The organism is Lelliottia amnigena (genome assembly GCF_019047465.1).
Taxonomy (GTDB): domain Bacteria; phylum Pseudomonadota; class Gammaproteobacteria; order Enterobacterales; family Enterobacteriaceae; genus Enterobacter; species Enterobacter amnigenus.
Window position 1 is genome coordinate 1,149,669 of record NZ_CP077236.1, and the last position, 17,535, is coordinate 1,167,203.

Sequence of the window (17,535 nt, forward strand, 5' to 3'; positions counted from 1 at the left end):
GGCCTTAGTTCAGTTCAATGGCGAAGTAGTCGCGCGCATTGTTAAAGCAGATGTTTTTCACCATTTCACCCAGCAGTTGAATGTCAGCGGGCGCTTCACCTGCAGCCACCCAGCGACCAATCATCTGGCACAGAATGCGGCGGAAATATTCATGGCGGGTATAGGACAAGAAGCTGCGGCTGTCGGTCAGCATGCCGACGAAGCGGCTCAACAGACCTAACTGCGCCAGCTGCGTCATCTGACGTTCCATGCCGTCTTTCTGATCGTTGAACCACCAGCCGGAACCGAACTGCATCTTGCCTGGCATGCCTTCGCCCTGGAAGTTGCCGATCATGGTGCCCAGCACTTCGTTGTCGCGCGGGTTCAGACAGTACAGGATGGTTTTTGGCAGCAGATTTTGTTCGTTCTGTTTGCTCAGGAGTTTTGACAGCTCTTCTGCCAGCGGGCGATCGTTGATGGAGTCAAAGCCAACGTCTGCGCCCAGCAGTTTGAACTGACGCTGGTTATTGTTGCGCAGCGCACCGATGTGATACTGCTGAACCCAGCCGCGACGCGCGTATTCTGCGCCCAGGAAGACCAGCACCGCAGTTTTAAACTGCGCCACTTCGTGTTCGCTTAGGCTTTCACCGGACAGACGGCGTGCCAGGATGCTATCCAGTTCTGCTTCGTTTGATTCAGCAAACAGCACCACGTCCAGCGCGTGGTCAGAGACTTTACAGCCGTGGGCGGCAAAGTGGTCCAGACGTTTGGTCAGCGCGGATTGCAGATCGGTGAAGCGACGGATATCGGTATCAGACACTTCGGCCAGTTTCGCCATGTAGTCGCTGAACGTCGCCTGCTCAATATTGAAGGCTTTATCCGGGCGCCAGCTCGGCAGCACTTTGATATCGAAAGAGGTGTCTTTCGCGACGATCGCGTGGTGTTCAAGAGAATCAATCGGATCGTCAGTGGTGCCGACCATCTTCACGTTCATCTGCTTCATGATGCCGCGTGCAGAGAAGTTATCCTGCGCCAGCAAATCGCCACACTGGTTCCAGATTTCGTCAGCAGTGGTTGGCGACAGCAGTTTGCCGGTGATACCAAATGGGCGACGCAGTTCCAGATGTGTCCAGTGATACAGCGGGTTACCGATGGTGTGTGGCACGGTTGCTGCCCACGCATCAAACTTCTCGCGGTCAGTCGCATCGCCTGTACACAGGCGCTCCGCCACACCGTTGGTGCGCATCGCACGCCATTTGTAGTGGTCACCCTTCAGCCAGATGTCATACAGGTTTTTGAAGCGGTAATTTTCGGCAACCTGCTGCGGCGGCAAATGGCAGTGGTAGTCGAAAATCGGCTGGTCTTTTGCGTAGTCATGGTACAGACGGCGAGCAAATTCGGTATCTAATAGGAAATCTTCGGTCATAAACGGCGTCATTATCATCTTCCTCTATAACGAGAGCGTCAGAAACTTATGTTCAGATGCTGCAAAGTTATCACACCAATTTCCAGCGGCAGAAGTTTTTTTCGTGAGTTAGATCAATAAACGTCGACAAAAAAATTACCCCCAAAGGAGCAAACCTCAACGCAAACCGCGCCAGCACTGGCTTCATATCGTGAAAATAATGACCACACTAAGATTCACGCTTTTGTGATGTCACTCACCTTTTAAAGTTGTATGACAAGTTATCTTTTCGCCGTCGCAACATATAAGCCGACGGAATGCATTACCGGTGTTTAAACATCGGAATTAGCGGTACGGATACCGACTTATGCACGATTACTTATGGCAAGGTTCGGGCCGTTCCGGGAGTCACTTCCCGTTACGCCCTCCCGTTACAAGACAGCTCCCGGAAACGGTCGAGATGTTACCGTGCTCAGGCGCGGCAATACTATAACGATGAGGTTTTACATGCGTAAAATTAAAGGGTTACGTTGGTACATGATTGCACTGGTGACGCTCGGCACCGTGCTGGGTTACCTGACGCGTAACACCATAGCAGCGGCTGCGCCAACGCTAATGGAAGAGCTGCATATCTCCACGCAGCAATACTCATACATTATCGCGGCTTACTCCGCGGCTTATACCATCATGCAGCCTGTTGCGGGCTACCTTCTGGATGTTCTCGGCACCAAAGTGGGCTACGCCTTCTTCGCCGTAACCTGGGCGATTTTCTGTGGTGCAACCGCACTGGCAGGAAGCTGGGGCGGACTGGCGTTAGCACGTGGTGCGGTCGGTGCGGCAGAAGCAGCAATGATCCCTGCGGGCCTGAAAGCCAGTTCCGAATGGTTCCCGGCAAAAGAGCGCTCCATCGCCGTGGGTTACTTCAACGTCGGTTCTTCTATTGGCGCGATGATTGCTCCTCCGCTCGTGGTGTGGGCTATCGTGATGCACAGCTGGCAGTTGGCGTTCATCATCTCCGGCGTACTGAGCTTTGCCTGGGCGATGGCGTGGCTGATTTTCTACAAACACCCGCGCGATCAGAAGAAACTGTCTGACGAAGAACGTGAATACATCATTAGCGGTCAGGAGTCTCAACACCAGACCAACAATGGCAAGAAAATGACGCCGTGGCAGATCCTGGGCACCCGCCAGTTCTGGGGTATTGCCCTGCCACGTTTCCTGGCAGAACCGGCCTGGGGAACGTTCAACGCCTGGATCCCGCTGTTCATGTTTAAAGTCTACGGCTTTAACCTGAAAGAGATCGCGATGTTTGCCTGGATGCCAATGCTGTTCGCTGACCTGGGCTGTATCGTTGGGGGCTATCTGCCGCCGCTGTTCCAGCGCTGGTTTGGTGTGAACCTGATCGTTTCCCGTAAAATGGTGGTCACCATGGGCGCACTCCTGATGATTGGCCCGGGCATGATCGGTCTCTTCACCAGCCCATACGTGGCAATTGGTCTGCTGTGTATTGGTGGTTTTGCTCACCAGTCCCTGTCTGGCGCACTGATTACCCTCTCTTCTGACGTCTTTGGACGTAACGAAGTGGCAACCGCCAACGGCCTGACCGGGATGGCAGCCTGGACCGCGAGTACCATGTTTGCCCTGGTCGTCGGTGCGCTGGCGGATACCATCGGCTTCAGCCCGCTGTTCGCTGTACTGGCTATCTTCGATCTGATGGGGGCTGTCGTTATCTGGACGGTACTGAAAAACCAGTCAGCCGAGGAGCTACAAAACAGCTCGGTGGGTGGGCCCGCCGCACAAAGTTAGCCCCGTTCACAATATTGATTAAAGCCGCCTCCGGGCGGCTTTTTTTATGGCGAAACAGGGGGAAATCTGGAGACTGGCTCGCAAAAGTGGTATAACAAATCATCCGTCGTACCTTGCCTGGAGCGCATATGGAAATCACTGAACCCCGTCGTTTGTATCAGCAACTTGCTGCCGAGCTGAAAAGCCGCATCGAGCAAGGCGTCTATTTGGTGGGGGATAAACTCCCGGCAGAACGCTTTATTGCTGACGAAAAGAGCGTCAGCCGCACCGTGGTTCGTGAAGCCATTATCATGCTCGAAGTGGAAGGTTACGTCGAAGTGCGCAAAGGCTCCGGCATTCATGTGATCTCTAATCTGCCTAAACATTCCCCTGTTCCAGACGAAAGCCTGGAATTCGCCAGCTACGGTCCGTTTGAGCTGCTTCAGGCGCGACAGCTTATTGAAAGTAATATCGCGGAGTTTGCCGCTACGCAGGTGACCAAGCAGGACATCATGAAATTGATGGAAATCCAGGACAATGCGCGTAAGGAAAAATGCTTCCGCGATTCAGAATGGGACCTGCAATTCCACGTTCAGGTGGCGCTGGCAACGCAAAATACGGCTCTTGCGGCAATCGTCGAAAAAATGTGGACTCAGCGCGTTCATAACCCGTACTGGAAGAAACTGCACGATCACATCGATTTACGTACCGTGGATAACTGGTGTGACGATCATGACCAAATTCTTAAGGCGCTGATTCGTAAAGATCCGCATGCGGCAAAACTGGCGATGTGGCAGCATCTGGAAAACACCAAACTGATGCTGTTCAACGAAACCAGTGACGACTTTGAATTCAATGCAGACCGCTATCTTTTTGCTGATAATCCCGTCGTTCACCTCGATACGGCATCCAGTCAGGCAAAATAGAAACGCTCTTCGCTGGCGGGCGCACCGATGCGCCTTCCGGCATGCAGGGGTAAGTAAAACAAATATAGTGTCAGCCTGTGTAAAAAGCCTCGCTTCCCTTCCGTTTGTTAAGCCAAAATCATTTATCCAGCCGAGCGCAAATTTTCTGACGCAGTACGTTGGCCTTTGTTACAATTGGATGCAAATTGCATTTATTAGTTAGTGCTTGCTTACCTAGCCATTTTACAGGGAACAGTTCTGGCCACCACAATGTGTCCGCGAGCGACCATAATGAAATTATAAACGATGTCGCTGTGCTGTTTGACCCGGATAACAGGCGAGACGTTAACCGATCTCCAGGAACACTGAATGGAACTTTTGACCCAATTACTGAATGCCTTATGGGCCCAGGATTTCGAAACCCTGGCCAATCCCTCCATGATTGGCATGCTCTATTTCGTCTTGTTTATGATTCTGTTCCTTGAGAACGGACTGCTTCCCGCTGCGTTTCTCCCTGGCGACAGCTTACTGGTGTTGGTGGGTGTTTTGTGCGCGAAAGGCGCCATGGAATTCCCCCAGACCGTGCTCCTGCTGACTATCGCCGCCAGCCTCGGATGCTGGGTGAGCTATATCCAGGGACGATGGCTGGGCAATACGCGTATTGTCCAGAACTGGCTTTCTCATCTTCCGGCGCATTACCACCAGCGAGCACACCACCTGTTCCATAAACATGGTCTTTCGGCCCTGTTGATTGCCCGGTTCATCGCTTTTGTTCGTACACTTCTACCGACCATCGCTGGCCTGTCTGGCCTGAACAACGCACGTTTCCAGTTCTTTAACTGGATGAGCGGTCTGCTGTGGGTCCTGATTTTAACCAGCCTCGGATATCTGCTGGGCAAGACGCCGGTGTTCCTGAAATACGAAGACCAGTTGATGTCCTGCCTGATGTTGCTCCCGGTTGTGCTGCTGGTCTTTGGTCTGCTCGGCTCGCTGTACGTGCTGTTGAAAAAGAAATACGGGGCCAGGAGCTAATATGGTTATTTCGCCCCTCTCCCTGCGCCGCATGTCTTATGGGTTAATCGCGCTGGTTCTGCTCAGCACGATGATTCTGGTCTGGACCGCAGTTCAGCATCAGGAATCTACCCTGGCGATTCGCCCTGTGAGTCAGGGGGCGAGCGTCCCTGACGGTTTTTATATCTGGCATCATCTGGATGCGAACGGCATTCAGTTTAAAAGCATCACGCCGCAGGATGACGTTTTGCTGATTAAGTTTGATTCCAGCGCGCAAAGCGCCGCAGCGAAAGTCGTTCTCGACCGCTCCCTGCCGCGCGGCTACATCATTGCGCTGCAGGACGATCAAAGCCAGACAGCAGTGTGGTTAACGCGACTGCGTGACACATCGCATCGATTTGGTTAATTTCCTATATTCTGAATCTTTTCACTCACTTTGGTGATTCCCCCGTTTACTTACTATGCTTAAGTACGCGGAGCACCCACAGATGTTCTCCGCATGATACTGGACCGCGGCATTCTCTTTAAAACGCCGTAACACAATGGAAGGTTTCTATAATGAAATACCGCATCACTCTGGCTTTGGCCCTTTTTTCTTTGAGCACAGCTTCCTTTGCAAACTCTCTCTGTCAGGAGAAAGAACAGGACATTCAGCGTGAGATCAGTTATGCCGAAAAGCATAACAATCAGAACCGCATTGATGGCCTGAAAAAAGCGTTAAGTGAAGTAAAAGCCAACTGTTCGGACAGCAAGCTGCGTGCCGATCACCAGAAGAAAATCGCTGAACAAAAGGAAGAGATTGCTGAACGCCGTCACGACCTGAAAGAGGCGCAAGAGAAAGGTGATGCGGATAAGATTGCAAAGCGCGAAGAAAAGTTGAAAGAGGCTCAGGAAGAACTGAAAGCTCTTGAAGCTCGCGATTATTGAGTTAACGGAAATCTCAACAGGAGAAAATCATGTCTAAAGATACTACTTCAGAACACCTGCGCGCTGAGTTGAAATCCCTGGCCGATACCCTGGAAGAGGTGCTGAACTCTTCGACCGATAAATCGAAAGAAGAGCTGAGCAAACTGCGCAGCAAAGCGGAAAGCGCGCTGAAAGACAGCCGCTATCGCCTGGGTGAAACCGGTGATGCGCTGGCGAAACAGACTCGCGAAGCGGCAGCTCGCGCGGACGAATATGTACGCGATAACCCGTGGACAGGCGTAGGCATCGGTGCCGCGGTGGGTGTGGTCCTGGGCGTTCTGCTGACGCGTCGCTAATTATGGAAGATCCTCGTCACGCACAGGGGCCTGCAAAAAACGTCCTCGGCATCGGCCAGCGTATTCTAACGACGCTGGTCGGCATTGCCGAAACGCGAGTTCGCCTGGCGGTAGTGGAACTGGAAGAGGAGAAAGCCAATCTCTTCCAAATGCTGCTAATGCTGGGACTCACCATGCTGTTCGCCGCGTTTGGTCTGATGAGCCTGATGGTGTTGATCATTTGGGCCATCGATCCGCAGTACCGGCTTAACGCCATGATTGCGACAACAGTCGTGCTGTTGGTGGCTGCGCTGATAGGCGGGATCTGGACGATGCATAAGGCGCGCACCTCTACGCTGCTGCGCCATACCCGTCAGGAATTGGCCAACGACCGCACGCTGCTGGAGGATGACAAGCCGTGAGCAGCAAAACTGAACGTCAGAAGCGCAAAGCGTATCTGTTGAGTCAGATCCAGCAGCAACGGCTGGACCTGACCGCCAGTCGCCGTGACTGGCTGGAGGTGACGCGTGTTTACGATCGTGGCTGGAGCACGCTTCTTAGCATGCGCTCATGGGCATTGGTCGGAAGCAGCGTGATGGCGATCTGGTCAGTTCGTCATCCCAGCATGCTCGTGCGCTGGGCCAGACGGGGCTTTGGTGCGTGGAGCGCCTGGCGTCTGGTGAAGGCCACACTGCGTCAACAGCAGTTGCGCTAGTAAAAGAAAACGGTAACGCATGTTACCGTTTTTTGTTTTTGCGCCCTCACACCGTAGGTGAAAAACGGGTAAGGCATCATCGCCCACTCCCTTACTCAATATCTTTGAAGAAGATTGACAGTTTTCCTTGCTAACAATTGTCATTCGTCACGTTTACACTCCTCTCCATCAACAGCAAACACGCGGTATCTACCCGGATTTGCACACAAATAATAATCAGCAGCCATTGTGGTTCCCTGGAGAGTAAAATGAAAAAATTAGAAGATGTTGGTGTTCTGGTCGCACGTATTTTGATGCCAATTCTGTTCATCACCGCAGGCTGGGGCAAAATTACCGGTTATGCAGGCACGCAACAATATATGGAAGCGATGGGTGTCCCAGGGTTCCTGTTGCCACTGACCATTTTGCTTGAGTTTGGCGGCGGTCTGGCGATTCTGTTCGGCTTCCTGACTCGCACCACAGCACTGTTCACCGCGGGCTTCACGCTGCTGACCGCGTTTATCTTCCACAGCAACTTTGCGGAAGGCATGAACTCCCTGATGTTCATGAAAAACCTGACCATCGCAGGCGGCTTCCTGCTGCTGGCTATCACCGGTCCTGGCGCATTCAGCATCGACCGTGTTCTGAATAAAAAGTGGTAAGCACGCTATACTGAATAAAAAAGCGAGGAGATATCTCCTCGCTTTTGTGTTTTATACAGGAGGAAAAAATGGGACAACTTGTTGACGGCGTCTGGCAGGACATTTGGTATGACACCAAATCCACCGGGGGACGCTTTAAGCGTTCTGTTTCGGCTTTCCGTAACTGGCTAACCGCCGATGGGGCACCGGGTCCAACGGGCGAAGGCGGCTTTGCGGCGGAAAAAGACCGCTATCATCTTTATGTGTCGCTGGCCTGTCCGTGGGCGCACCGAACATTGATGGTGCGTAAGTTAAAGGGGCTGGACGCGTTAATTCCTGTTTCGGTGGTGAATCCGCTGATGCTGGAAAACGGCTGGACCTTTGACAGCGATTTCCCCGCCGCCACCGGCGATGACCTGTATCATCACGACTTTCTGTATCAGCTCTATTTGCGCGCCGATCCGCACTACACCGGACGCGTCACCGTCCCCGTACTGTGGGACAAAAAAAATCAAACCATCGTCAGCAATGAATCTGCGGAAATCATTCGCATGTTCAATACCGCCTTTGACGCGCACGGTGCCCGAGCCGGTGATTTCTATCCGCCGGAACTGCGCGATAAAATCGACGAGCTCAACAGCTGGATTTACGACAACGTAAATAATGGCGTCTATAAAGCCGGATTTGCCACCAGCCAGGAAGCCTACGACGAAGCGGTCGCAAAAGTCTTTGAATCGCTCGAACGGCTGGAACAGATCCTGGGACAGCACCGCTATCTGACGGGCAATACGCTCACAGAAGCCGATATCCGCCTGTGGACTACGCTGGTGCGATTCGATCCGGTGTATGTCACCCACTTTAAATGCGATAAGCACCGCATCAGCGATTACCTGAATCTCTACGGTTTCCTGCGCGATATTTATCAGATGGAGGGTATCGCCGAAACCGTCGATTTTGGTCACATCCGCACCCACTACTATCGCAGCCATAAAACCATCAATCCGACGGGCATTATTTCCATTGGTCCGTGGCAGGATCTGGATGAGCCACACGGCCGCGATACGCGTTTCGGTTGATTGACACCGTCACCTAAAGGGCACGCGAACGGTGCCCTTTACCACGCTTTTATTCCCGTCTACGCTTAATGTGATCGCTTAAAAAACAAGTGATTAATTGCTATTGAGGGAAGGGAAAAATGGACTGGTATCTAAAAGTACTGAAAAACTATGTGGGATTTGGCGGTCGCGCCCGTCGCAAAGAGTACTGGATGTTCATGCTGGTGAACTTTGTTCTCGCCATGGTGATAGGGATTGTCGACAGGATCCTGGGCTGGGAGCGCGCGGGCGGCGAAGGCATTCTCACCACTATTTATGCGCTGTTGGTCTTTCTGCCATCCTGGGCGGTACTGTTCCGCCGACTGCATGACACCGACCGTTCGGCATGGTGGTTACTGCTGATTTTGATCCCGATTATCGGCTGGCTGGTGATTCTGGTCTTCTGCTGTCAGAACGGCACGCCGGGTGAAAACCGCTTTGGACCCGATCCTAAACGTCTCGCATAATTCTTGCCCGGCGGCGTTGCGCCTGCCGGGCATACTCTCATTTATTCGCAAATAGCTTAGGGATTTCGCGTAAACACCACGATTTTGCTTCGCCCATGCTGTCGCGGCGCCAGGCCATAATGATATCGACCTCGTTGGTGTATTCCGGGCTAACGACGCGCAGGCGCCCTTCGGCAATATCTTTTTCGACAAACGGATACGGCATCGTCGCAACGCCCAAACCGGCTAACAGCGCCTGACGCTTATCCTCCAGCGACGTCACGGTCAGACGCGGCTGTTTATCCAAAAGCTGGACGGTTAACACCGGGCGTTCGCGCGCGGTATCCGCGACCGCCACGCCGCGATACTTCACGCGGGTCACTTCGGATAGCGGTTCCGGCTCCTGATGAATCGGATGATCCGGCGCAGCGACATAAACGTTCATCACGCTATAGAGTTTTTTTGAATTGATCTCTGACGACGAACGGAAATGCATATCCGGCGCAATCACAATGTCCGCCCTGCCCGTTTCCAGACGCTCCCACGCGCCCGCCAGCACTTCGGTAATCACGGAAAGCTGGGTATTGGCTTTATTCGCCAGGCGCTCCACCAGCGGGAATAATGCGGCGGTCGGTACCAGCGCTTCGGTGACCAGCGTCAGATGCGTTTCCCAGCCGCGCGCCAGCGCTTCAGCATCGGTCGTCAGTTTATCGGCTGCTTCCAGCAGAACACGCCCGCGCTCCAGCAGCATACGCCCCACATTGGTGAATTTTGTTCGGTGACCGGAGCGGTCAAATAGCACCACGTCCAGCTCTTCTTCAAGCTTCTGCATGGTGTAGCTCAACGCAGACGGAACGCGCCCCAGCTCGTCTGCCGCAGCGGCAAAGCTGCCACGCCTGTCGATCGCGTCCATCACGCGAAGCGCCTCAAGCGTCAATGCCCTTTCTTTTGCCATCTCGTTCTCATTCAGGAAATTTGAACATACCGGGCAGAATATCTGGCTAACAATGAAGCGTCCATACCTTTACCATTGTTTTAGTGTAAAGAGAGGTCAGTTTTATGATTACGACAAGAACAGCAAAACAGTGCGGACAAGCCGATTTTGGTTGGCTGCAGGCCCGCTACACCTTTTCCTTTGGACACTACTTTGATCCCAAATTGCTCGGTTACGCCTCACTGCGCGTGCTGAATCAGGAAGTGCTCGCTCCGGGCGCGTCTTTCCAGCCACGTACGTATCCGAAAGTGGATATCCTGAATCTGATCCTCGAAGGTGAAGCAGAATATCGCGATAGCGAGGGCCATCACGTCCAGGCGAAAGCGGGTGAAGCGTTATTGATTTCAACCCAACCGGGCATAAGTTACAGCGAGCATAACCTCAGCAAAGATAAAACGCTGACCCGCATGCAGCTGTGGCTCGATGCCTGTCCAGAACGTGAAAATCCGGCCGTGCAGAAGATCAATCTGAGCGGCGAAAAGCAGCAAGTGATCGCCTCACCTGATGGGAGTCACGGTAGCCTGCAACTTCGCCAGCAGGTATGGCTGCATCATATCGAGCTGAAGAAAGGGGAACAGGCGAGCTTCCAGCTTCACGGTCCACGCGCCTATCTGCAATCGATTCACGGCACAGTACATGCGCTGACGCACACGGAAGAGAAAGAAGCGCTCACCTGCGGTGATGGGGCGTTTATTCGCGATGAAGCGAATATTACGCTGGTCGCCGACACGCCGCTGCGCGCGCTGCTGATTGATTTGCCGGTTTAAGTCAGGGGCCGGGTTTGCGTAAGCTTTCCCGGCCAGCGCTGACAGCTTATCGGCTCATGGCCTGCGCGAACTGTGAGCGAACCTCAGCGCGCTGTTCCGGAGTCAGGATCTGGCTCACATCGAAGTAATATTTAATACGATAGTAACGCGCCTGCTCTTCAATATGGCTAAACGCAGCCAGCTGCTCTCTGACCGCTTTCTCATCCCATTTACCTGACTGGATCACGTTAATCAAGGAGCCATTTTTTACGCTATCCGTTGGGATGTTAAAGACGTCGGCTTCCAGCTGCTTGTGCAGCGCTTTAATCTTCGTAATCTGATCGTTGCTGAGTTTCAGCTGCTGAACGAGGGGATCCTGAGCAGGCTCCGGCGCAGTTGCCACCTCTACCGCCTGCGCCACACCAGTTAAGCCCGCCAGAGTTATCGCCATCAGCGCGATACGGAAAATTTTTCTCATCTCACAATCCTTAATTATCTGTCAGTAAAAAACACGGGAAGTATTTTTCAATTACGGATGTCGATCTGTGATGAAGTATATAAACAATTTTGTATGTAAATGCGGAGAGGCCCTATTTTTCGCGGCCTGGAGTGTTCTTGCGCACAAAAAAGCCCCCTTACCGGAAGGGGGCCTGTCGGCTCGCCAGGCGTTAAATCGCCTGGGTGAAGGTCCGCGAAATCACGTCCTGCTGCTGCTCGCGAGTGAGCGCATTAAAGCGCACCGCGTAGCCTGAAACGCGGATCGTCAGGTTCGGGTAATTCTCCGGATGCTCAATCGCATCCATCAGCATTTCGCGGTTCATCACGTTAACGTTCAGATGCTGTCCGCCTTCAATGGACGCTTCATGGTGGAAATACCCATCCAGCAGCCCGACCAGGTTGGTTTTGCGCACGCCCTCATCTTTGCCCAGCGCCTGCGGCACGATAGAGAACGTATACGAAATCCCGTCTTTGGCGTAGGTGAACGGCAGTTTCGCCACCGACGTTAACGACGCCACCGCCCCTTTGCGGTCACGCCCGTGCATCGGGTTCGCCCCTGGCGCAAACGGCGTGCCGCCGCGGCGTCCGTCCGGCGTGTTGCCGGTCTTCTGCCCGTACACCACGTTAGAGGTGATGGTCAGTATCGACTGGGTAGGCACGGCGTTGCGATAGGTTGGCAGCGCCTGAATTTTCTTCATAAAGCGCTCAACGAGGTCACAGGCGATGCTGTCCACGCGATCGTCGTTATTACCGTACTGCGGATATTCCCCGGTGATAACGAAATCCACCGCCAGACCGGTATGGTCGCGTACCGGCTGGACCGTCGCGTATTTGATAGCGGACAGCGAATCGGCTGCAACGGATAACCCGGCGATCCCGCAGGCCATAGTGCGATGCACGTCGCGGTCATGCAGCGCCATCAGCGAGGCTTCGTAGCTGTATTTATCATACATATAGTGAATGAGATTCAGCGCGCTGATGTATTGCACCGCCAGCCAGTCCATGAAGTGATCCAGGCTCGCCATCACCGTGTCGTAATCCAGCACATCGTCCAGCAGCGGCGCGGTTTTCGGCCCGACCTGGATTTTCAGCTTTTCATCCACACCGCCGTTGATCGCATACAGCAGGATCTTGGCGAGGTTGGCGCGCGCACCGAAGAACTGCATCTGCTTACCAATCACCATCGGGCTGACGCAACAGGCAATGGCGTAATCATCGCTGTCAAAGTCGGTTCGCATCAGATCGTCGTTTTCGTACTGCAACGATGAGGTGGCAATCGACATTTGTGCGGCATATTTTTTAAAAGCAATCGGCAACTCTTCTGACCACAGGATCGTCAGATTCGGCTCCGGCGCAGGCCCCATCGTGTTCAGCGTATGAAGATAGCGGAACGATGATTTACTCACCAGCGTGCGGCCATCCCGCCCCATGCCACCGATCACTTCCGTCGCCCAAATCGGATCGCCAGAGAAAAGCGTGTCGAATTCCGGGGTACGCAGGAAGCGCACCATGCGGATCTTCATAATGAAATGGTCGATCAGCTCCTGCGCCTGGATCTCATTCAGGCGTCCTGCCTGCATATCGCGCTCAATATAAATATCGATAAATGTCGCCGTGCGACCGAGCGACATCGCCCCGCCGTTTTGCGATTTCACCGCGGCCAGATAGGCAAAGTACAGCCACTGCACCGCTTCCTGTGCGTTCATGGCTGGACGCGAGAGATCAAAGCCGTAGTTCGCCGCCATCTCCTGAATTTGCAGCAGCGCGCGGCGGTGCTCAGACAACTCTTCGCGCAGGCGGATCGTGGCTTCGAGATCGTCGCCACGCTCCATTTTCGACTGGAGATCGGCAAACTGCAGTTCGCGCTCGCGTACCAGATAGCGAATGCCGTACAGCGCTACGCGGCGGTAATCACCAATAATACGCCCGCGACCGTAGCCATCCGGCAAGCCGGTGAGCACACCCGATTTACGGCAGCGCATCATATCCGGCGAATAGACGTCAAATACGCCCTGGTTATGTGTTTTACGCAGATGCGTGAACAGATATTCGAACTGCGGATCCATTTCACGTCCGTAGGCTTCGAAGGAGCTGCGGATCATGTTGATCCCGCCGTAGGGATGCAGCGCGCGCTTCAGCGGTTTATCCGTCTGCAAACCCACGACAGTTTCGAGATCCTTGTCGATATAACCAGGCGCATGAGCGGTGATGGTGGTGGCGACGTTCAAATCGAAATCGACCGGCGCATGCGTGGCATTTTCCTGTCGAATACCGTCCATCACTTTATGCCACAGCGCCGTCGTAGCAGGCGTCGCCTGCGCAAGGAAGGATTCGTCGCCTTCGTATGGGGTATAGTTGTGCTGAATAAAATCACGCACATCGATCGTGTTTTGCCATTCATTGGTGCGGAACCCGGCCCACGCGTCGCTGTACGGCGTCGCGCTGATATCTATATTAACCTTCATGATTTTCTCTCTGTATCAGGCGTAAACAGCGGCTGAATGAACCTTTCCAAGACGAATGGCATCCAGCGCGATCATTTTTTCTTCGTTAGTGGGGATGACGGCACACGGCACACATGAATCATCCGTCGTGATGATTCGTTCGCCAGCGCTGCCCGGTAGGGCATTTTTCAGCGGATCCAATGTGATGCCGAAAACCTTCAGGCGATCCGTCACCAACTGGCGGATCAGCGTTGAGTTCTCGCCAATGCCACCGGTAAAGATCACGCCGTCCAGACGGTGAAGTGACGCGGCGTGCCCGGCAATATGCCGCGCGATGCGATGCACAAACGTCTCAATCGCTAATCGCGCGCGCTCGTGCCCGGCATGCCACGCTTTTTCAAGCGTACGCAGATCGGAAGAGAGGCCCGAGATCCCCAACAGGCCAGACTCTTTGTTCACCACGCGTTCCAGATCGTCCAGGGTCTGGCCGGTCTGTTGGGCAATCCACGCCATCGCGCCAAAATCCACATCGCCGCAACGCGTGCCCATCAGTAGCCCTTCCAGCGGCGTCATGCCCATTGAGGTATCGACACTTTCACCGTTACGCACGGCGCAAATGGATGCGCCATTGCCGAGGTGAGCAATCACCAGGCCGCTGTCATGCTGTGGAATATTCAGCAAGGAATACGCCTGCTGGGCGACGTAACGATGTGACGTGCCGTGGAAACCGTAACGGCGCACGCCCAGCTCTTCGAAATAGCGGTACGGTAAGCCGTATAAATATGCCTGCGGCGCTAGCGTCTGGTGGAAACTGGTATCAAAGACCGCCACCTGCTGGACGCCCGGGAAAAGATGCTTTGCCGCTTCCACGCCGCTGAGGTTGGCGTAGTTGTGTAGCGGGGCCAGCGGGGAAATCTCACGAATCTGGTCGATGACCTCGTCAGTGATCGGGGTGGACTCACTGAACACGCTGCCACCGTGAGCGATACGGTGGCCAATTAAGGCCACGCTGCCCATCAAATCGCGCGCTTCCAGTTCCAGGGCGATGGCAGCCAGCGCCCCTTCGTAGTCCTTGCGAGCCAGCGATGCTGGCTCGCCCCCGTTCACGGATATAAAGGCGTTTTCCGTGTTAACACCATCCGCGATGCCGGTGATCAGCGCCTCACAGCTTGCCGCATCAAGCACCGAAAACTTCACAGAAGACGATCCACAGTTAATGACCAGTACAACCGGAAACTCAATCATGTCTTTACTCCGCTCTTCCTGAGCAATAAATCAGAACAGTTTGTAAACGATATTCAGAATGGTCAGCAGACCAACCGCGGTAACGAACAGGTTCTCGGTTCTGCCTCTGAATTTCGCCAGCGCAGGGACTTTACGAATGGCGAACATCGGCAGCAGACATAGCAGAGAAGCGATAATCGGCGCGCCCATGGCTTCGATAAGGTCGAGAATGTTCGGGTTGGCGTAAGCAACGATCCAGGTCGAGCCCATGATGAAGATCATGCTGATGGTGTTCAGTTTGCCGACGGAGACTTTCTTTTTATCGCCTTTGTAGCCGAACTTCAGCACCAGGCCGTTCAGCCCTTCCAGCGTGCCCAGATAGTGGCCGAAGAAGGATTTGAAAATGGCGACCAGCGCGATGATCGACGCGCCGTATTCCAGCACGGTGGCGAATGTCGATTTGGTGCCTGACATCGTGGCGAAGTGGTTTGCCAGGTAAGAAAGTACCGGAATGTTCTGTGCTTTGGCCTCTGCCATGTTCTGCGGAGAGAGCGTAAACAGGCAGCTAAAGGCGAAGAACATCACCACGGCGACCATCAGCATGCTGGCGCGGCCGATGATTTTGGAACATTTCTGCTCGGTAAATTCTTTACCAAACTCGCCTTCGTACTCTTCCCGCTTCGACACCACAAAAGAGGAGACGATCGGTGAGAAGTTAAAGGAGAAGACCATAATGGAAATCCCCAGCCAGACGGTGACCAGAATGCCGTCATGCCCGGTGAAGGAGAGATCGCTCATGCTGACCTGGTCGATCACCGCCGAGTTCCAGTAAGGAATCAACGACAGGGAAATCAGAATCAAGCTGGCAATAAACGGGAACACCAGGAAACTCATCACCTTGACCATCAGGTCTTTACCAAACCAGATTACAAACGCCATCAGCAACAGCAGGAACAGGGCCACAAAGCCACGATTCAGCGCTGGCATCTGGAGCTGGTTTTCCCAGAAAGTCATGAAGGTGTTCGTAATGGTGACGCCGTAAATCCACAGCAAAGGGCAAATGGCAAAGAAGTAGAGGAAGGTGATCACCACGCCACCGGTTTTACCGAAATGCTCTTCTACCGTCTCGGTGATATTGCCTGATGGATTGCTGCCGGACAGACACAAGCGCGCCAGTGCACGGTGGCAATAAAAGGCAATTGGGTATGCCAATAACAGCATCAGTAAGATGGGGATCAGCCCGCCAAAACCGGCGCGAATAGGGAAGAATAAAACGCCCGCGCCGATGGCAGTACCAAACAATCCCAACGTCCAGGTCGTATCTGATTTTCGCCAGGACGTTGTTTTTGTCTGACTGACAATAATACTTTCAGTATTGCTCATAATCTGTCCTTATTTATGCGTCGACGAGACCGGTAATTTGGGAAACGCGTGAAAGATCGATATTACCACCGGAAATAATACTGACCGTTTTCCGTCCCTGAATATAATGATCCAATTTTCCACTTAATAATGCGGCGGTCGCTAATGCACCCGCGCCTTCGGTCACGACTTTATTGCGTTGAATAAGCGCCACCATGCTGTTACGAATATCGTCTTCGCTCACCAGGACAATGTCATCGACTAATTCACGCACAATTTCAAACGTTAATTTCCCTGGACGAGAAACGTCACAGCCATCAGCTAAGGTGCTTGTCGTTCGATGGTTGGTTATTTCACCGGCATAATATGACGCCGCCATTCCATGAACATTTTCGGATTGCACACCGATAATATTAATTGTGGGGTTGATGGATTTTATGGCGGTAGCTATACCGGCAATTAACCCGCCGCCGCCAATAGGCACAATCACATTATCGACGTCGTATAAATCTTCGAGGATCTCAAGACCAATCGTTCCCTGACCGGCAATCACCAGCGCATCATCGTAAGGTGGAATAAAGATACGTCCTTCCATCTCCACGATTTCACTGACTTTAGCGATGGTGTCGTTGAAGTTATCGCCATGCATGATCACTTCAGCCGAGTAGTCACGGGTCGCGGCCACTTTGGATTTTGGCGCCCCCATCGGCATTACCACTTTGCCGTCGATACCCAGCATAGCGCAGGAAAGGGAGACACCCTGAGCATGGTTTCCTGCTGAACAGGCCACCACGCCTTTACGTCGTTCCGCTTCAGTCAACGAGCTTAATTTATTAAATGCCCCGCGGATTTTAAATGAACCCGTGCGCTGCATGTTTTCAAATTTCAGGAATATTTCACCTTTGCAACGCTCGCTAAGATAATTAGAACGTGGCATACCTGTTTTATATATTTTGCCAGCCAGTCGTTTGCGAGCAGCTTGTATGTCTTCAATCGTCACCGGAAGATCGTAAGTAATGTGCATATAATCCTCTTTATAATAATATGATATTTTAAGCAAAGCCTG

19 protein-coding genes are annotated in these 17,535 nt (G+C 53.2%); 12 read left to right on the forward strand and 7 right to left on the reverse strand.

Going from position 1 to position 17,535, the window contains the following annotated elements; genetic code table 11:
- Window positions 1-4 precede the first annotated feature (4 nt).
- On the reverse strand, window positions 5-1,417 hold the full coding sequence (uxaC, locus tag I6L74_RS05365; RefSeq protein ID WP_059177402.1) for a glucuronate isomerase: 1,413 nt from the start codon (window positions 1,415-1,417) through the stop codon (window positions 5-7).
- A gap of 474 nt (window positions 1,418-1,891) precedes the next feature.
- Between uxaC and I6L74_RS05370 the strand changes: the two genes are divergently transcribed.
- The 11 genes from I6L74_RS05370 (at window position 1,892) to I6L74_RS05420 (ending at window position 9,222) form a co-directional block, all read left to right on the forward strand.
- A complete protein-coding gene (locus I6L74_RS05370) occupies window positions 1,892-3,190 on the forward strand; it encodes an MFS transporter (RefSeq protein ID WP_041689534.1) in 1,299 nt (432 codons plus the stop codon).
- A gap of 128 nt (window positions 3,191-3,318) precedes the next feature.
- Complete coding sequence (gene exuR, locus I6L74_RS05375; RefSeq protein WP_015960532.1) at window positions 3,319-4,095, forward strand: transcriptional regulator ExuR; 777 nt, start codon at window positions 3,319-3,321, stop codon at window positions 4,093-4,095.
- 348 nt (window positions 4,096-4,443) lie between these two features.
- Window positions 4,444-5,106 (forward strand): DedA family general envelope maintenance protein YqjA, encoded by a 663-nt coding sequence (yqjA, locus tag I6L74_RS05380; RefSeq protein WP_059177401.1) that lies wholly within the window; start codon window positions 4,444-4,446, stop codon window positions 5,104-5,106.
- Window position 5,107: 1 nt separating this feature from the next.
- On the forward strand, window positions 5,108-5,491 hold the full coding sequence (gene mzrA / locus I6L74_RS05385) for an EnvZ/OmpR regulon moderator MzrA (RefSeq protein WP_059177400.1): 384 nt from the start codon (window positions 5,108-5,110) through the stop codon (window positions 5,489-5,491).
- A 152-nt stretch (window positions 5,492-5,643) separates the two neighbouring features.
- Window positions 5,644-6,012, forward strand: a complete 369-nt coding sequence (locus I6L74_RS05390) for a DUF1090 domain-containing protein (RefSeq protein WP_059177399.1) — start codon at window positions 5,644-5,646, stop codon at window positions 6,010-6,012.
- A 29-nt stretch (window positions 6,013-6,041) separates the two neighbouring features.
- Window positions 6,042-6,347: an ElaB/YgaM/YqjD family protein gene (locus tag I6L74_RS05395; protein WP_015960536.1), complete on the forward strand. Its 306-nt coding sequence runs from the start codon at window positions 6,042-6,044 to the stop codon at window positions 6,345-6,347.
- A gap of 2 nt (window positions 6,348-6,349) precedes the next feature.
- Window positions 6,350-6,748 (forward strand): phage holin family protein, encoded by a 399-nt coding sequence (locus I6L74_RS05400; protein ID WP_015960537.1) that lies wholly within the window; start codon window positions 6,350-6,352, stop codon window positions 6,746-6,748.
- A complete protein-coding gene (locus I6L74_RS05405; RefSeq protein ID WP_059177398.1) occupies window positions 6,745-7,041 on the forward strand; it encodes a YqjK-like family protein in 297 nt (98 codons plus the stop codon). The genes I6L74_RS05400 and I6L74_RS05405 overlap by 4 nt, the downstream gene beginning before the upstream one ends.
- A gap of 248 nt (window positions 7,042-7,289) precedes the next feature.
- Window positions 7,290-7,682: a DoxX family protein gene (locus tag I6L74_RS05410; protein WP_059177397.1), complete on the forward strand. Its 393-nt coding sequence runs from the start codon at window positions 7,290-7,292 to the stop codon at window positions 7,680-7,682.
- Window positions 7,683-7,750: 68 nt separating this feature from the next.
- Complete coding sequence (locus I6L74_RS05415) at window positions 7,751-8,737, forward strand: glutathione S-transferase family protein (protein WP_059177396.1); 987 nt, start codon at window positions 7,751-7,753, stop codon at window positions 8,735-8,737.
- A 119-nt stretch (window positions 8,738-8,856) separates the two neighbouring features.
- Window positions 8,857-9,222, forward strand: a complete 366-nt coding sequence (locus I6L74_RS05420) for a DUF805 domain-containing protein (protein WP_059177395.1) — start codon at window positions 8,857-8,859, stop codon at window positions 9,220-9,222.
- A 37-nt stretch (window positions 9,223-9,259) separates the two neighbouring features.
- Here I6L74_RS05420 and I6L74_RS05425 read toward each other — a convergent pair whose 3' ends face one another.
- Window positions 9,260-10,156 (reverse strand): LysR family transcriptional regulator, encoded by an 897-nt coding sequence (locus I6L74_RS05425; RefSeq protein WP_015960542.1) that lies wholly within the window; start codon window positions 10,154-10,156, stop codon window positions 9,260-9,262.
- A gap of 104 nt (window positions 10,157-10,260) precedes the next feature.
- On the opposite strand from I6L74_RS05425, the gene I6L74_RS05430 reads away from it, so the two are divergent.
- The gene (locus tag I6L74_RS05430; protein ID WP_059177394.1) at window positions 10,261-10,962 is read left to right on the forward strand and encodes a pirin family protein; all 702 of its coding nucleotides are present in this window, start codon (window positions 10,261-10,263) and stop codon (window positions 10,960-10,962) included.
- A gap of 46 nt (window positions 10,963-11,008) precedes the next feature.
- On the opposite strand, the gene I6L74_RS05435 is transcribed toward I6L74_RS05430, so the two are convergent.
- From I6L74_RS05435 to tdcB, 5 genes are all read right to left on the reverse strand, one after another.
- Complete coding sequence (locus I6L74_RS05435) at window positions 11,009-11,419, reverse strand: Spy/CpxP family protein refolding chaperone (protein ID WP_059177393.1); 411 nt, start codon at window positions 11,417-11,419, stop codon at window positions 11,009-11,011.
- Window positions 11,420-11,609: 190 nt separating this feature from the next.
- Window positions 11,610-13,904 carry a formate C-acetyltransferase gene (pflB, locus tag I6L74_RS05440; protein ID WP_059177392.1) on the reverse strand — a complete coding sequence of 765 codons (2,295 nt, stop codon included), beginning with the start codon at window positions 13,902-13,904 and terminating at the stop codon, window positions 11,610-11,612.
- Window positions 13,905-13,919: 15 nt separating this feature from the next.
- The gene (gene tdcD / locus I6L74_RS05445) at window positions 13,920-15,128 is read right to left on the reverse strand and encodes a propionate kinase (protein ID WP_059177391.1); all 1,209 of its coding nucleotides are present in this window, start codon (window positions 15,126-15,128) and stop codon (window positions 13,920-13,922) included.
- A 30-nt stretch (window positions 15,129-15,158) separates the two neighbouring features.
- Complete coding sequence (tdcC, locus tag I6L74_RS05450; protein ID WP_059177390.1) at window positions 15,159-16,490, reverse strand: threonine/serine transporter TdcC; 1,332 nt, start codon at window positions 16,488-16,490, stop codon at window positions 15,159-15,161.
- A 13-nt stretch (window positions 16,491-16,503) separates the two neighbouring features.
- A complete protein-coding gene (gene tdcB, locus I6L74_RS05455; RefSeq protein ID WP_059177389.1) occupies window positions 16,504-17,493 on the reverse strand; it encodes a bifunctional threonine ammonia-lyase/L-serine ammonia-lyase TdcB in 990 nt (329 codons plus the stop codon).
- Between the last annotated feature and the right edge of the window lie 42 nt (window positions 17,494-17,535).

Bases quoted from the DNA above. Each gene is read 5' to 3' on its own strand.
- uxaC (WP_059177402.1), bottom strand. From the start codon at position 1,417: ATGACGCCGTTTATGACCGAAGATTTCCTATTAGATACCGAATTTGCT.
- I6L74_RS05370 (WP_041689534.1), top strand. From the start codon at position 1,892: ATGCGTAAAATTAAAGGGTTACGTTGGTACATGATTGCACTGGTGACG.
- exuR (WP_015960532.1), top strand. From the start codon at position 3,319: ATGGAAATCACTGAACCCCGTCGTTTGTATCAGCAACTTGCTGCCGAG.
- yqjA (WP_059177401.1), top strand. From the start codon at position 4,444: ATGGAACTTTTGACCCAATTACTGAATGCCTTATGGGCCCAGGATTTC.
- mzrA (WP_059177400.1), top strand. From the start codon at position 5,108: ATGGTTATTTCGCCCCTCTCCCTGCGCCGCATGTCTTATGGGTTAATC.
- I6L74_RS05390 (WP_059177399.1), top strand. From the start codon at position 5,644: ATGAAATACCGCATCACTCTGGCTTTGGCCCTTTTTTCTTTGAGCACA.
- I6L74_RS05395 (WP_015960536.1), top strand. From the start codon at position 6,042: ATGTCTAAAGATACTACTTCAGAACACCTGCGCGCTGAGTTGAAATCC.
- I6L74_RS05400 (WP_015960537.1), top strand. From the start codon at position 6,350: ATGGAAGATCCTCGTCACGCACAGGGGCCTGCAAAAAACGTCCTCGGC.
- I6L74_RS05410 (WP_059177397.1), top strand. From the start codon at position 7,290: ATGAAAAAATTAGAAGATGTTGGTGTTCTGGTCGCACGTATTTTGATG.
- I6L74_RS05415 (WP_059177396.1), top strand. From the start codon at position 7,751: ATGGGACAACTTGTTGACGGCGTCTGGCAGGACATTTGGTATGACACC.
- I6L74_RS05420 (WP_059177395.1), top strand. From the start codon at position 8,857: ATGGACTGGTATCTAAAAGTACTGAAAAACTATGTGGGATTTGGCGGT.
- I6L74_RS05425 (WP_015960542.1), bottom strand. From the start codon at position 10,156: ATGGCAAAAGAAAGGGCATTGACGCTTGAGGCGCTTCGCGTGATGGAC.
- I6L74_RS05430 (WP_059177394.1), top strand. From the start codon at position 10,261: ATGATTACGACAAGAACAGCAAAACAGTGCGGACAAGCCGATTTTGGT.
- I6L74_RS05435 (WP_059177393.1), bottom strand. From the start codon at position 11,419: ATGAGAAAAATTTTCCGTATCGCGCTGATGGCGATAACTCTGGCGGGC.
- pflB (WP_059177392.1), bottom strand. From the start codon at position 13,904: ATGAAGGTTAATATAGATATCAGCGCGACGCCGTACAGCGACGCGTGG.
- tdcD (WP_059177391.1), bottom strand. From the start codon at position 15,128: ATGATTGAGTTTCCGGTTGTACTGGTCATTAACTGTGGATCGTCTTCT.
- tdcC (WP_059177390.1), bottom strand. From the start codon at position 16,490: ATGAGCAATACTGAAAGTATTATTGTCAGTCAGACAAAAACAACGTCC.
- tdcB (WP_059177389.1), bottom strand. From the start codon at position 17,493: ATGCACATTACTTACGATCTTCCGGTGACGATTGAAGACATACAAGCT.